Source organism: Streptomyces sp. MCA2 (assembly GCF_023544705.1).
GTDB classification, from domain to species: Bacteria; Actinomycetota; Actinomycetes; order Streptomycetales; family Streptomycetaceae; genus Streptomyces; species Streptomyces decoyicus.
This window is the reverse complement of sequence record NZ_JAMJFM010000033.1, coordinates 23017-36452: the sequence shown is the minus strand read 5'-3', so window position 1 is coordinate 36452 and position 13436 is coordinate 23017. Positions and strand designations below refer to the sequence as shown.

At 70.1% G+C, this 13436-nt stretch carries 9 protein-coding genes; 4 read left to right on the top strand and 5 right to left on the bottom strand.

All coding sequences use genetic code 11. The features are described 5' to 3' along the window. The first annotated feature begins 50 nt into the window (after positions 1-50). On the top strand, positions 51-560 hold the full coding sequence (locus M8I34_RS25345) for a DUF485 domain-containing protein (protein WP_250052765.1): 510 nt from the start codon (positions 51-53) through the stop codon (positions 558-560). Further along, positions 557-2161: a cation acetate symporter gene (locus M8I34_RS25340; protein ID WP_250052763.1), complete on the top strand. Its 1605-nt coding sequence runs from the start codon at positions 557-559 to the stop codon at positions 2159-2161. Before M8I34_RS25345 ends, M8I34_RS25340 begins: the two co-directional genes overlap by 4 nt. Positions 2162-2326: 165 nt before the next feature. Here the strand turns inward: M8I34_RS25340 and M8I34_RS25335 are convergent, their stop codons facing one another. From M8I34_RS25335 to M8I34_RS25320, 4 genes are all read right to left on the bottom strand, one after another. Then, positions 2327-3001 (bottom strand): response regulator, encoded by a 675-nt coding sequence (locus tag M8I34_RS25335; protein WP_244418362.1) that lies wholly within the window; start codon positions 2999-3001, stop codon positions 2327-2329. After that, complete coding sequence (locus tag M8I34_RS25330) at positions 2998-4653, bottom strand: sensor histidine kinase (RefSeq protein WP_250052856.1); 1656 nt, start codon at positions 4651-4653, stop codon at positions 2998-3000. The genes M8I34_RS25335 and M8I34_RS25330 overlap by 4 nt, the downstream gene beginning before the upstream one ends. Before the next feature lie 1023 nt (positions 4654-5676). Further along, positions 5677-6675, bottom strand: a complete 999-nt coding sequence (locus M8I34_RS25325; RefSeq protein WP_250052761.1) for a sucrase ferredoxin — start codon at positions 6673-6675, stop codon at positions 5677-5679. A gap of 201 nt (positions 6676-6876) precedes the next feature. Further along, positions 6877-8124 (bottom strand): citrate synthase, encoded by a 1248-nt coding sequence (locus tag M8I34_RS25320; RefSeq protein WP_250052759.1) that lies wholly within the window; start codon positions 8122-8124, stop codon positions 6877-6879. Positions 8125-8237: 113 nt separating this feature from the next. On the opposite strand from M8I34_RS25320, the gene M8I34_RS25315 reads away from it, so the two are divergent. Together M8I34_RS25315 and M8I34_RS25310 are read left to right on the top strand one after the other, a co-directional pair. Beyond that, positions 8238-9407 (top strand): citrate synthase/methylcitrate synthase, encoded by a 1170-nt coding sequence (locus tag M8I34_RS25315; protein ID WP_250052757.1) that lies wholly within the window; start codon positions 8238-8240, stop codon positions 9405-9407. Between the two features lie 122 nt (positions 9408-9529). After that, positions 9530-10654 (top strand): GTP-binding protein, encoded by a 1125-nt coding sequence (locus tag M8I34_RS25310; protein WP_250052755.1) that lies wholly within the window; start codon positions 9530-9532, stop codon positions 10652-10654. A gap of 62 nt (positions 10655-10716) precedes the next feature. On the opposite strand, the gene M8I34_RS25305 is transcribed toward M8I34_RS25310, so the two are convergent. Next, complete coding sequence (locus M8I34_RS25305; protein WP_250052753.1) at positions 10717-13164, bottom strand: DNA topoisomerase (ATP-hydrolyzing) subunit A; 2448 nt, start codon at positions 13162-13164, stop codon at positions 10717-10719. Between the last annotated feature and the right edge of the window lie 272 nt (positions 13165-13436).

Here is a 13436-nt window from a genome sequence, read left to right as displayed (position 1 = left end):
TCCAACCTTGGGACGCACGGACAACAGACCCGTGCACCAAGGAGAGTTCGGTGGACAAGCAGGACGGCCACTCGGCCGGTGAGCCAGGGGGCGTACGGCTCGACGACCCCTGGTACGACGCACTCACCTCCGGGTGGGGCGAGCTGGACGGCGGGGCGGAGGCGACGGGCGAGTGGGGCCGCAGGCAGCCACCCCCCTCGGCACCACTACCGGTACCGGAACAGCGGCCCGCGCCGCACGACGAGATCTATCTGGCGGTGCAACGAAGCGCGGCCTTCCAGGAGGTGCGGCGCCGCTACCGGCGGTTCGTCCTGCCCGGCACGGCGGTCTTCCTGGCCTGGTACCTCGCCTATGTCATTGCGGCAACGGCCGCGCCCGGCCTCATGGCCCACCGTGTCGTCGGCGCTCTGAACGTCGCGATGCTCGCCGGACTCGGCCAGTTCGCCACGACATTCCTGCTCACTTGGGCGTACGCCCGTCACGCCCGGCTGCGCAGGGACAGCGCGGCGCTCGACATCCGCTGGGAGACCCAGGAACTCACCGGGGGGAACGTCCGGTGACCGACGACCACCAGACCCTCGCGCTGGTCCTGTTCAGCGTGTTCATCGCTGTCACCCTGGCGATCACCACATGGGTGAGCCGCCGCAGGCACGGCTCCGCCGAGGAGTTCTATGCGGGCGGAAGGCTCTTCTCTCCTATGGAGAACGGTTTCGCCATCGCGGGTGACTACATGTCCGCCGCATCCTTCCTGGGTATCTCCGGGCTGATCGCCCTCTTCGGGTACGACGGCCTGCTGTACTCGGTCGGCTTCCTCGTCGCCTGGCTCGTCGTCCTTTTCCTCGTCGCTGAACTGGTCCGCAACTGCGGCAGGTTCACCCTCGCCGATGTCGTCGCCGCCCGGATGCGGGAGCGCCCCGTCCGTATCGCGGCCGGCACGGCCTCTGTCACGGTGTCCGTGCTCTATCTGGTGGCGCAGATGGTCGGTGCCGGCAGCCTGGTCGCCCTGCTCCTGGGGGGCGCGGGCCAGCAGGCTCGTACCTGGATGGTGATCGGGGTCGGTGCCCTGATGGTGGTCTACGTCGCCTTCGGCGGGATGCGAGCCACGACCTGGATCCAGATCGTCAAGGCCGTACTCCTCATGGGAGGCGCCATCGCCCTGACTGTCCTGGTATTGGTCCGTTTTCACGGCGACTTCAACGCATTGCTGAACACCGCCGCCGAACGCAGCGGCCACGGCCATGACTTCCTCGCGCCCGGCCTCAAATACGGCGACGACTGGACTTCACGGCTCGACTTCATCAGCCTCGGCATCGCGCTCGTCCTGGGGACGGCCGGGCTGCCGCACATCCTCTCCCGCTTCTACACCGTCCCCACGGCGCGGTCCGCCCGTCGCTCCGTAGTCTGGTCCATCGGTCTGATCGGTGGCTTCTACCTGATGACCATCGTGCTCGGCTTCGGCGCCGCGGCAGTGCTCGGCAGCGACGCCGTACGCAAGTCCAATACGGCCGGCAACACCGCCGTCCCGCTGCTGGCCCTCGACCTGGGAGGCGGCGCCGGTTCGACCGGCGGCACGGTTCTCTTCGCCGTGGTGGCCGCTGTCGCGTTCGCCACCATCCTGGCGGTGGTCGCCGGCATCACGCTCGCCTCGTCGGCCTCCGTCGCCCACGATCTGTATGCCTCGCTGCGGCACCCGCGCGGTACGCCGCAGCACGCCCAGCGTGCCGAGGTGGCCGTGGCGCGCGGCGCGGCGGTGGCTGTTGGCGCGGTGGCTATCGGCCTCGCCCTGCTCGCCCAGGACTTGAACGTCGCCTTCCTGGTGGGCCTGGCCTTCGCCGTTGCCGCATCGGCCAACCTTCCGGTCCTGCTGTACACACTCTTCTGGCGCCGCTTCACGACCCGGGGCGCGGTCTGGTCCGTATACGGCGGTCTGATTCCGGCGATCACCTTGGTGGTTCTCTCGCCGGTGGTCTCCGGCAGCCCGGAGTCGCTCTTCCCCGGAATGGACTTCGTCCTCTTCCCGCTCGACAACCCCGGTGTGGTGTCGATCCCGCTGGGATTCCTGATGGGCTGGCTGGGAACGGTGCTCTCCCCGGAGGCCGCCGACGAGGCACGGCATGCGGAGACGGAGGTACGGGCGCTCACGGGGGCGGGGGCGGCTTAGAGCGCCTGTCCGACGGGGTCAGGGGCGGGCAGGCCCTGACCCTGGAGCGGGGACGGGCGTGTGCGGGGCGCGGCAGCCGTGCGGTGTGTGGCTGCCGCGCCCTGCCCCGTGTGCGCGCGTTTCCCGCGTCCCTCGCCGTCCGCGCGCACATGGTTCGGTCTCCTGCTAGACCCACTCGTAGCGGTGCTCTGGGCGGCCGGTCTCGCCGTATTTGAGCGTGAGGCGCACCCGCCCGGCGCGTTCCAAGAGTTTCAGGTAGCGCTGGGCGGTCTGCCGGCTCAGGCCTGCCTGGACGGCCACGTCCTGCGCCGACAACGGGGCGTCCGCGGAGCGCAGTACCGAGCGCACACGGTCGGCGGTGGCGGTGGAGTGCCCCTTCGGCAGCTCGGCGGGACCCGCATTGGCGGCCCCCAACGCACCGAAGATCCGGTCCACTTCTGACTGCTCCGCCTGCCCGCCGCCCGCAAACGTACGGTGCAGCGCCGCGTAACCCACCAACTTGGAGCGCAGGCCCGCGAAGGTGAACGGCTTGACCAGGTACTGCAGCGCGCCGTGTCGCATCGCGGCCTGCACGGTGGCGATGTCGCGGGCCGCCGTCACCATGATCACGTCGGTGAGCAGACCGCGCCGCCGCAGGTCGCCGACCAGTTGGAGTCCCGTTTTGTCGGGGAGGTAATGGTCCAGAAGGATCAGATCGACGGGATGGGTCTCTAGAGCAGCAAGGGCCTCCGTGGCGGAGTGCGCGAGGCAGCTGACACGGAAGCCCTCGACCTTGGCGACATACGCCGCGTTGATCTTCGCGACGTGTACATCGTCGTCCACCACCAGTACGTCGATCATCGGTCGGCCTCCGTGGCGCTTTCGGGGCGGCAAGCGCCTCCCTCGGTCCGTCTCGTGGGATGGCTGCCCGTGACTGCTTCCCGGTGGGGTGTTTCCTGCGCCTCGGAAAGCTCGTCGGACAGTGCGTCGGGGACCGTCACGGTGAACACTGCACCGCCACCGGGGCGCTCGCCGACCGCGACGCTGCCTCCGTAGCGCTCAGCGAGGCGCCTTACGAGTGCGAGGCCGATGCCGCGCTGCCCATGGGCCGGCGGTTCCTTGGTCGTCCAGCCCTCGGTGAAGATCTCCGCACGACGGTCCTCGGGCACGCCCGGTCCGTTGTCGCTGACGCGGACGACAGCGGTCCGGCCTTCGGCGCGGACCTCCGCCTCGAGTTGCGCGTCGCGCTCGCCCGATGTGGCGTCGAGTGCATTGTCGACGAGATTGCCGAGGATGGTGACCAGGCTGTGCGGGTCGACCAGGCGGTCAGGCAGGTGGGTAGCAGGCGAGATGCTCAGGGAGACGCCACGCTCGGTGGCGACGGTGGCCTTGCCCACCAGGAGGGCGGCCAGCAGCGGATCGTGGATGTGCTCGGTGACCTGTTCGGCGGTTGCGTGATGTACGCCCACGGCCTGTGTCACGAATTCCACGGCCTCCTCGTGCAGACCGAGTTCGAGCAGGCCGAGGAGGGTGTGCAGCCGGTTGGCGTGCTCGTGATCCTGGGCGCGGAGTGCGTCGATGAGGCCGCGGGTGCCGTCCAGTTCGCGCCCCAGCCGCTCCAGCTCGGTGCGGTCGCGCAAGGTGATCACGGCTCCGCCGTCGTCGGTCGGCATGCGGTTCGCCACCAGGACCCGGTGCCCGCTGACGGCCAGTAGGTCCGCCCCCGAAACGCGGCCGGCCAGAACGTCTGTCGTGCGGCCGGGCGGCAGGGCCGCTTCCAGAGGGCGGCCGGTGTCCTGGGCGCGGAGGTCCAGGAGACGCTGTGCCTCGTCGTTCAGCAGGCGGATGCGGCCGTTCCTGTCGAGGGCCACGAATCCCTCGCGGATGCCGTGCAACATTGCCTCCCGCTCGACGAGCAGCGCGGAGATGTCGGAGAACGCCAGGTCGTGGGTGCGGCGCTGAAGCCGGCGGGCGACGAGGTAGGCGGCGAGAGCACCCACGGCGAGCGTCCCGCCTGCGTAGGCGAGCAGCTGGGGGACGGTGGAGAGCAGCCGGTCCCGCACGCTTTCGTACGCGATGCCGACGGAGACGGCGCCTACGACCTTGCCGTCCTCATCCCGGAGCGGGACCTTGCCGCGTGCGGACCGACCGAGGGTGCCGTCATCGATCTGCATCACCTCTTGGCCGGAGAGCGCCACGCTCGGGTCCGTCGAGACGTGGCGTCCGATCTCGTCCGGGTCGGTGTGGGACCAGCGCACACCCCGCTTGTCCATGATCACCACGTACTCGGCGCCCGTGGCGGCGCGAATCCGCTCCGCCTCGGTCTGTACGGGGCCGTGGCGCGTCGGACGGGAGGACTCCAGGGCGTTGTCGAGCCGGGACTCGGACGCGGTGGTCTGCGCGATGGCGAGAGCGCGGCGCATTGCCTGATCGTCGAGCTGCGCGCTCAGAGGCGCGAGGAACAGGCCGGTCGCCAGGGCCGTGACTCCGGCGGCGATGGCCAGCTGCACCATGAGCACCTGGGAGAACACCCGCCGCGGCCAGCCCAGCCGCGGCCTCGTGCGACGCAGTGTGCGGGCGGCCGACGTGCGGTCGGCCGGAGCCGGGTCTTCGGGCGCCGCTTGACAGCCGGCCGTGTGCGCACTGCTGCCCGGCTTGCCGGTCGTGGTGCCAGAAGCCGCCGCAGCGGCGGGAAACGGCGCGGAACCCGAGGGCTCTGCGGCGCTCGGGCGGGGAATCGACGCTTCCTTCTCGCCCATACGAACGAACAGTAAGCGTGGGGATGGGCAGGCCGGTAATCCCTGACGGGGCGAATTCGGAGGGTGTCCGGGCGGCGACTCGAAGGTGACTCCGACCGATCGCGAGCCGTGGCCGCCCCCTCCGCTGTTGCCCAGCCGGAGGCAAGCACGTAGAACGCTCACACGCTCACGACCAGCCATGACGCGGCACGGCAACTATCAGCGGCCGATGCCGCGGCTCGCGGCCCATGCCCCCGCGGGAGGTTGTCGATGCGGCCAGGCTTCGGCGGCGAAGGCGCAGGTCAGGCGCGTGTCATGGGGTCAGGGGAGGGGCGAGAGGAGTTATCCACAGGCCTTTCGGTTGCGGAGGGTGTGTGCCTAGCCTCGTCCGGTGAAGTCGTGGGTCGGTCTCGCGCCGGCGGTGAGGGGCCGGCGCGGCCGGGTGAGGCGCACAGCGGTGCGCGGGAGGGAGCGGTCATGCGGTCGACGGGGGAGGGCCACGGGGCGTGGCGCAAGTCGTGGAGGAAGGCGGGTGGTGTGCTGCTCGGCCTACGGGCCGCGGGTGTACGGACTCGACGCAGCTGGTCGGTGCGTTTCGCCTGTCGCTTCACGTGGTCTTGGCGCAGCCGCCCGCTGCCGGGCGACGTTCGGGCGAGCGGCGAGGCGTCATGCGGCCGGCGCGGCCGTCGGCTTCCGGACGGGTATCGACTCGGCACGGACGAGGTCCCGGACCTGCCTCTTGAGGTGAAAACGGGGGGCGACGAAGTGTCCGGGGAGCGCCCGGAGGAGCCGACTGAGTCAACTGCCGGTGGCTTGGGCCGTCCTTTGCGGCATGCCGATCGCCGCAGTGATGGACGCAACCGCCATGCGGGCCGGTGGACCGAGCGGCGCACCACAGCTGGCGGGCGCCGCAGCACCGTCGGCCCGCTGTTCGACAACGACCCGCCAGATGCGACCGTCGGAGTGCGCGACGGTGACCGCCCAGGCGGGGGAGGCCCCGGTCGAGGGCGCGCTACCGAGCGCCATCCTGTCGGCCGCCTTCGGTTCGGGCCACATCGTGTCGGTCCGTACGACGTCGAGTGCGTCCGCCAGGTCCTCCCCGATGAGCTCACGGACCGCGAGGTCGGCGGCCTGGCCCGGCCGTTCCCAGGCCGAGCGGCCACGGGTGTGGTCGAGCGTGATCCGTCCGTCGCGCGCCGCCTCCACGGCCTCCTTGACCAGAGGGGCCGAGGCTCGTCCGTAGGCGTAGCCGTAGGGGAGGACGAAAAGGGTGGGGGAGAAGCGGTGGCCCCCGATGTGGGTGACCTCCCAGGCCTCGATTCCGCCGGCGGCGAGCTCGGCGGCGAGCGGGCGGCCGAGCAGGGCGCAGCAACGGTCCCGCTTGCCGTTGGTGCACACGAGGACCAGCGGCTCACCGATGTACGGCTCCCAGAGGCCGTGATGCTCTCCGGCTCCGAGGGCCGTGAAATTCAGCCCGACGGCCGCCCGCGGGTCGGTGACGGTGGTCGTACGGATCCAGGAGCGCCCCGGCGCGGTGTGCGCAAGGAACATCCTGCGCCGGGAGGCGCCGTGGCGGTCGGCATGGCGTCCCGGCCGGCGGATCAGAGCGACGCGTACGCCCGTCCCCTCTGCCGCGGCCTCCAAGGCCCGGCCGACGTCAGGGTCGAGGTGACTGTCCGTCAGTGCATGGGTGCCCCACGGTCCCGTCTGCTCAATGAGCAGCCAGGTCCGGGCAGGGGCCGCAGTCCCGGCGAGAGATTCGGCCGATTCACGGGAAGCGGTGGCGCAGGTACTCACATAGGTGAGCCTAACCTCATTTGGCCCGCGTCGGCTTCCGGGTGGGTGTCCAGAGGGGCGAGGGCGAACGAAATGCTCCGCGGCGACGGCGAGTGCCCCTTCGTGTGAGTTCGACGACGTCCTCTGGACAGGCCTCATGGGTGTGGGTGCCACCGGAGTGCCGGCTCCTCCCGAGCGGTACCAACCCGCCGCCCCCTCCGGTCACGGCAGCGGCTGTGGTGGGCGGGGGCCGTGGTACTGGCCGCTGGGGCGCATGCGGAGGGGGTGTTCGGCGTATTCCTCCAAGGCATGGGCGATCCAGCCGGCCGTGCGGGCGATGGCGAAGATTGTTTCGCCTGCCTCGGCCGGCATGCCCGTGGAAACGGTCAGTACGGCCAGCGCCAGGTCGACGTTGGCGTGCAGCTCCGCGTGCCGCGCCGTGGTGCTGATCACTTGGCGGGCGGCCTTCAGGGCGGGGCGCGCCCGCGGTACGTCTTCCAGAAGTCGGAACAGGGCGCGGGCCCGCGGGTCCTCGCCCGGGTAGAGGCGGTGGCCGAGGCCCGGTACCCGGCGGCCGGCCCGCAGGTGGTCGGCGACAACGGCAGCTGCGCTGCCTCGGTCGAGTACCTCCAGGAGCATTCGGTGGGCGAGTCCGCTCGCCGCGCCGTGCAGCACACCGTCCAGCGCTCCGAAGCCGGCCGAGACGATCGCGTACGGATGGGCGCGGGCGGAGGCGGCGACCCGTACCGCGAACGTCGAAGCGGCGAGGTCGTGGTCGATGAGCAGGACCAGTGCGGCGTCCAGCACGCGCAGTGCCGCGGCGTCGGCCGGTTCCGAGGTGAGCCGCGACCAGAGACGTGTGGCGAGGGCGTCAGCAGCGGGCTGGTCCGGGGCGCGTGACGGCAAGGCGTCGACAAGGGTCGGGATGAGGCTGCGGGCGGTGCCGATGACGGTGTCCTCGGACAGGTCGAAGCGGAGCGGGTCGGCGGCCGCCGCGGCGATCACGGCTACCCGTAGCTGGTCCATCGGCCCGCTGTCGGTCGGCAGCGCCGCTACGGCGCGGTGGGCAGCCGTCAGCGCGTCCTGTGGTGCCGTGAAGCGGATGCCGGGCTGCATCTCACCGGTCCACAGCCATTCGACGACTTCCTCGTAGCTGTAGCGGGTGGCGAGTTCCGAAGCGTCGACGCCGCGGAAGTAACAGTGGTCTCGGTCGATCAATGTGATGCTCGTGCGGACCGCCAACTCGCCGCCGGAGGCGGATGGTTCGCGGCGGCCGGCGCGGCGGGCGAGCGCCTCGATCTCCTTCGCGTCGAAGGTGCTGCCGCGGGCGCCCGGCTCGCGGCGGCTGGTCAACTGGCCGCGGCTGACATAGGCGTACACCGTCTCCGGTTTCACGCCCAGCCGGTCGGCTGCCTCCCGGGTGCTCAGTCGCTGCCCGCCCGTGTCCTGCGCCATGTCTCGATCCGCCATGGGGTCACCGTATCCAGACTCATCCACATTGATTCAATCAATATTGACAATGCTTGAGTCAAGCATAGACAGTCGGATCAATATTTGGGTGAGGAAGAGCAAGGAGAACAGCCATGCCGAGCGCCGAGGTGAACACCCCGTTCGACGCGCCCCGCGGGCTTGCGGGCGTCATCGTCACCGAGACCGAGCTGGGTGACGTCCGGGGTACCGAGGGCTTCTATCACTACCGCCAGTACTCCGCCGTCGAGCTGGCAACGGCTCGTACCTTCGAGGACGTCTGGTACCTGATGTTCCACGGGGCGCTGCTCGACGCGACGCAGCTTGCGGCCTTCCGGGCAGAGACCGCCGCTCTGCGTACGCTGCCCGCGGCCGTACGTGACGCGCTGCCCGCACTCGCCCGTGCCGGTGCGCTCTCCGGCCCGCTCGCCGGGCTGCGCACCGCGCTCTCGCTGCTCGGCGCGACGGTCGGCTTCCGGCCGCTCTACGACCTCGACGCCGACCGCCGTCGTGCCGATGCACTTGCCGCCTGCGCCGCCGTACCGACCCTGATCACCGCGCTCCACCGGCTCGGCCAGGGACAGCAGCCCATCGAGCCTCGCGCGGATCTCGGCCACGCCGCCAACTACCTCTACATGCTCACCGGCGACGTGCCGGAGCCGGAACGGGTACGGGCGATCGAGGCATATCTGATCTCCACCATCGACCATGGCTTCAATGCCTCGACCTTCACCGCACGGGTCATCGCGTCCACCGGCGCCGACCTCGCGGCCTGCCTCGTCGGCGCCGTCGGCGCGCTCTCCGGGCCGCTGCACGGCGGTGCGCCCAGCCGGGCCCTGGACATGCTCGACGCCATCGGCACACCCGACCGAATCGACCCCTGGATTCGTGACCGCATCCTGAGCGGCGACCGGATCATGGGGTTCGGTCACTCCGTCTACCGCACCGAGGACCCGCGCTCCCGGATGCTGCGCGGTATCGCCGAGCAGTTCGGTGGGCCGCTGGTGGAATTCGCAGTACAGGTGGAGGCGAGGGTCGAAGAGCTGCTGGCCGAGCTCAAGCCCGGCCGTGAGCTGCACATCAACGTGGAGCTCTACGCGGGCGTCGTCATGGAGCTGTGCGGGCTGCCGCGCGAGATGTTCACGCCCACGTTCTGCGCGGCCCGTGTGGTCGGCTGGAGCGCCAACATTCTGGAGCAGGCCGAGGACTCGAAGATCATTCGCCCCGCGGCCCGGTACGTCGGCCCGCCCCCGCCCCAGCCGCTGCCCCTCGTCGCGTCCCGCTAGCGCGGCAGGCCGTAGGCGGCGCGGGGCCGAGCCGAGCCCGCGCCGCCGGCGGTCCGTTACGATCGACAGCTCGTCCGCCGCCGGTCCGCGCGGCCCGCCACCCGCACCATGGAGGCGCTCCCTTGGCCACGCAACAGATCCCGGTCGTCGTGCTCGCGGGCTTCCTCGGATCGGGCAAGACCACGCTCCTCAACCATCTGCTCGGCACCGGCGACGGCACCCGTATCGGTGCGATCGTCAATGACTTCGGCAGCATCGAGATCGACGCCATGACCGTCGCCGGCCAGGTGGACTCGATGGTCTCGCTCGGCAACGGCTGTCTGTGCTGCGCGGTCGACACCAGCGAACTGGACACCTACCTGGAGCGGCTCGCTCGCCCCGCCGCCCGTATCGATGTGATCGTCATCGAGGCCAGTGGGCTGGCCGAGCCGCAGGAACTCATCCGCATGATCCTCGCCAGCGACAACGACCGGATCGTCTACGGCGGGCTGATCGAGGTCGTCGACGCCGCGGAGTTCGACGACACCAGGAACCGGCACCCCGAACTGGACCGGCATGTGGGCATCGCCGACATCGTGGTGCTCAACAAGGCCGATCGCATCGGCGACGCGGCGCGCCAGCACCTCATGGACACACTCGCGGACCTCGCCCCCGGCCGGCCCGTGATCAGCACCGCATACGGGCGGGTCGATCCCGAGCTGTTCTTCGACCGTGGACCGGGGGAGGACCACGACGCGGCCGTGCGCCAGCTGTCCTTCGAGGACCTGCTGCGCGATACCGCAGCGGACATGGACCCCGCCCACGGCTCGGACGACCATTGCGACCATCCGGACCCTTGCGGTCTCCCCGACCACGCCCACCATGCGGGCCACCTCCACGCCGCCTACCAGAGCGTGGAGTTCACCTCCGCCGAGCCGCTGCACCCGCGTCGCCTGATGGACTTCCTCGACAGCCGCCCGGCCGGTCTCTACCGCATCAAGGGCTTCGTCCACTTCGACGTACCGGAGAACCGCCAGAAGTTCACGGTGCATGCCGTCGGTGACTTCCTGCGCTTCTACCCCGCGCCGTGGCCGAAGGGCGAGGAGCGGTGCACCCAGCTCGTCATGATCGGCAGCGGTATCGACGCACCGGCCCTGCGCAAGGAGCTGGACAACTGCCGTGAGAGCGCACCGTCGGATGCCGATCAGAACAGCATGTGGGGCGTGCTGCGGTACGTGGCCGCACGCGAGGAATCCGACAACGAGTGACGCCGCCGGGCCGGCTCTTCACCGGCCCGACGGCGTCACCCCACCTCTGTCACCGCGCCTGATTACACCGGCCCGGCCAGCGCCGCCACCGACTTCGTCAGCGGCACTCCCGAGCCGTCCCGCCGCGGATCCACCTCCGGCAGCTCGACCGGCGAGCCCTTGGCGTCCGCGGCCCGTACCGGAGCCGGCACCACCCAGGCCTGGGTCAGAAGATCCTCGCCCTTCAGGAACCGCTGGCACCGCACACCACCGGTCGCCCGGCCCTTGCGCGGATACTGGTCGAACGGGGTGAGCTTGGCCGTCGCCACGGAGTCGTCCAGCGTGCCGTGCGAGCCGGCGACCGTGAACACCATGGCCTCGGAGGCCGGATCGACCGCGGCGAACGCAATCACCTTCACGCCCTCGCCCAGCTTGACGCCCGCCATACCGCCCGCGGGCCGGCCCTGCGGCCGCACCTGCGACGCTGGATAGCGCAGCAACTGCGCCTCGTTGGTGACGAAGACCAGGTCCTCCTCACCGGTGCGCAGCTCGGCCGCGCCCACGATGCGGTCACCGTCCTTGAGGGTGATGACCTCCAACTCCTCCTTGTGGGCGGGGTAGTCGGGCACCACCCGCTTGACGACACCTTGCTCCGTGCCGAGCGCCAGACCCGGCGAGGACTCGTCCAGCGTCATCAGACAGATCAGCTCCTCGCCGTCCTCCAGCGACAGGAACTCCGAGACCTGCGCACCACCGGAGAGGCTGGGCGCCGCAGCGGTCTCCGGGAGCTGCGGCAGATCGATCACCGAGATCCGCAGCAGCCGGCCCAGGGACGTCACCGCCCCGACCTCGCCACGGGTCGTCGCCGGCACCGCCGAGACGATCACATCGTGCTTGACGCGCTTGGCGTCGACGTCGAAGGCCACGTCCCCCGTGACCGTACGCGCCAGCAGGCCCGTCGAGGACAGCAGCACCCGGCACGGGTCGTCGGAGACCTCCAGTGGCACCGCGCCGACCGAGGTGCCCGCCGACTCCAGCAGGACCGTCCGCCGGTCCGTGCCGTACTTCTTCGCGACCGTGGCCAGCTCGCCGGACACCAGCTTGCGCAGCTCGGCGTCCGAGTCCAGGATCCGCGTCAGCTTCTCGATCTCGTCCTGAAGCCGGTCACGCTCCGACTCCAGCTCGATACGGTCGAACTTGGTCAGCCGGCGCAGCGGGGTGTCGAGGATGTACTGCGTCTGGATGTCGCTCAGGGAGAACCGCTCGATCAGCCGCTCCTTGGCCTGCGCACTGTTGTCGCTGGAGCGGATGAGCCGGATCACCTCGTCGATGTCCACCAGGGCCGTCAGCAGGCCCTCGACCAGGTGGAGACGGTCGCGGGCCTTGCCGCGCCGGAACTCGCTGCGCCGGCGCACCACGTTGAAGCGGTGGTCGACGTAGACCTCCAGCAGCTCCTTGAGGCCCAGCGTCAGCGGCTGGCCGTCCACCAGCGCGACGTTGTTGATGCCGAAGGACTCCTCCATCGGCGTGAGCTTGTACAGCTGCTCCAATACGGCCTCGGGGTTGAAGCCGTTCTTCACCTCGATCACCAGCCGCAGGCCGTGCTCACGGTCGGTGAGGTCCTTGACGTCCGCGATGCCCTGGAGTCTCTTCGAGCCGACCAGGTCCTTGATCTTCGAGATGACCTTCTCGGGGCCGACCGTGAACGGGAGTTCGGTGACGACCAGGCCCTTGCGGCGGGCGGTGACGTTCTCCACCGCGACCGTCGCACGGATCTTGAACGTGCCGCGGCCCTTCTCGTACGCGTCCCGTACGCCGCCGAGGCCCACGATCCGGCCGCCCGTGGGCAGATCGGGACCCGGCACGAAGCGCATCAGGGTGTCGAGATCGGCGTTCGGATGCTTGATCAGATGGCGGGCGGCGGCGATGACCTCGCCCAGGTTGTGCGGCGGCATGTTCGTCGCCATACCGACTGCGATGCCGGACGCGCCGTTGACCAGGAGGTTCGGATACGCGGCGGGGAGGGCGGCCGGTTCCTGCTCCTGGCCGTCGTAGTTCGGCGCGAAGTCGACGGTGTCCTCGTCGATGGACTCCGTCATCAGGGACGTCGCGGACGCCATCCGGCACTCGGTGTACCGCATCGCGGCCGGCGGGTCGTCATTGCCCAGCGAACCGAAGTTCCCATGGCCGTCGACCAGCGGCAGCCGCATCGAGAACGGCTGCGCCATGCGCACCAGTGCGTCGTAGATGGACGCGTCGCCGTGGGGATGGAGCTTACCCATCACCTCACCGACGACGCGGGCGCACTTGACGTAGCCGCGGTCGGGCCGCAGCCCCATCTCGTTCATCTGGTACAGGATGCGGCGGTGCACGGGCTTGAGACCGTCGCGGGCGTCCGGCAGGGCGCGCGAGTAGATGACCGAATACGCGTACTCGAGGAAGGAACCCTGCATCTCGTCGACGACGTCGATGTCGAGGATCCTCTCCTCGAAGTCGTCCGGCGGCGGGGTCTTCGTGCTGCGGCGGGCCATCGCGGCTGCGGCTCCTTCTGCTGCGTCTACTGCCGAGGTCGGGGGGCGACATCGGACCAACGGTCAACTGGCCGGGTCAACCAGCTGGCGATCGACCCGCGAGTATGTGTGAGTCTGACGCGGACCATTGTGGACCGCCCCACTGACAACGCCGACCGCGACTCCCCCCTTCGCCTCCTGCGGGGCCGAGGGCGACGCACGTTCGGGGCCGGTCGCACGGGAACTTCGCCAGATGCCGATCCGCTTGCATACAGTGACAGAACTTCCTCGCA

Excerpts from the sequence above, each read along its gene's own strand:
- M8I34_RS25335 (WP_244418362.1), bottom strand. The coding sequence starts at position 3,001 with ATGATCGACGTACTGGTGGTGGACGACGATGTACACGTCGCGAAGATC.
- M8I34_RS25330 (WP_250052856.1), bottom strand. The coding sequence starts at position 4,653 with ATGGTGCAGCTGGCCATCGCCGCCGGAGTCACGGCCCTGGCGACCGGC.
- M8I34_RS25320 (WP_250052759.1), bottom strand. The coding sequence starts at position 8,124 with ATGGCGGATCGAGACATGGCGCAGGACACGGGCGGGCAGCGACTGAGC.
- M8I34_RS25315 (WP_250052757.1), top strand. The coding sequence starts at position 8,238 with ATGCCGAGCGCCGAGGTGAACACCCCGTTCGACGCGCCCCGCGGGCTT.
- M8I34_RS25305 (WP_250052753.1), bottom strand. The coding sequence starts at position 13,164 with ATGGCCCGCCGCAGCACGAAGACCCCGCCGCCGGACGACTTCGAGGAG.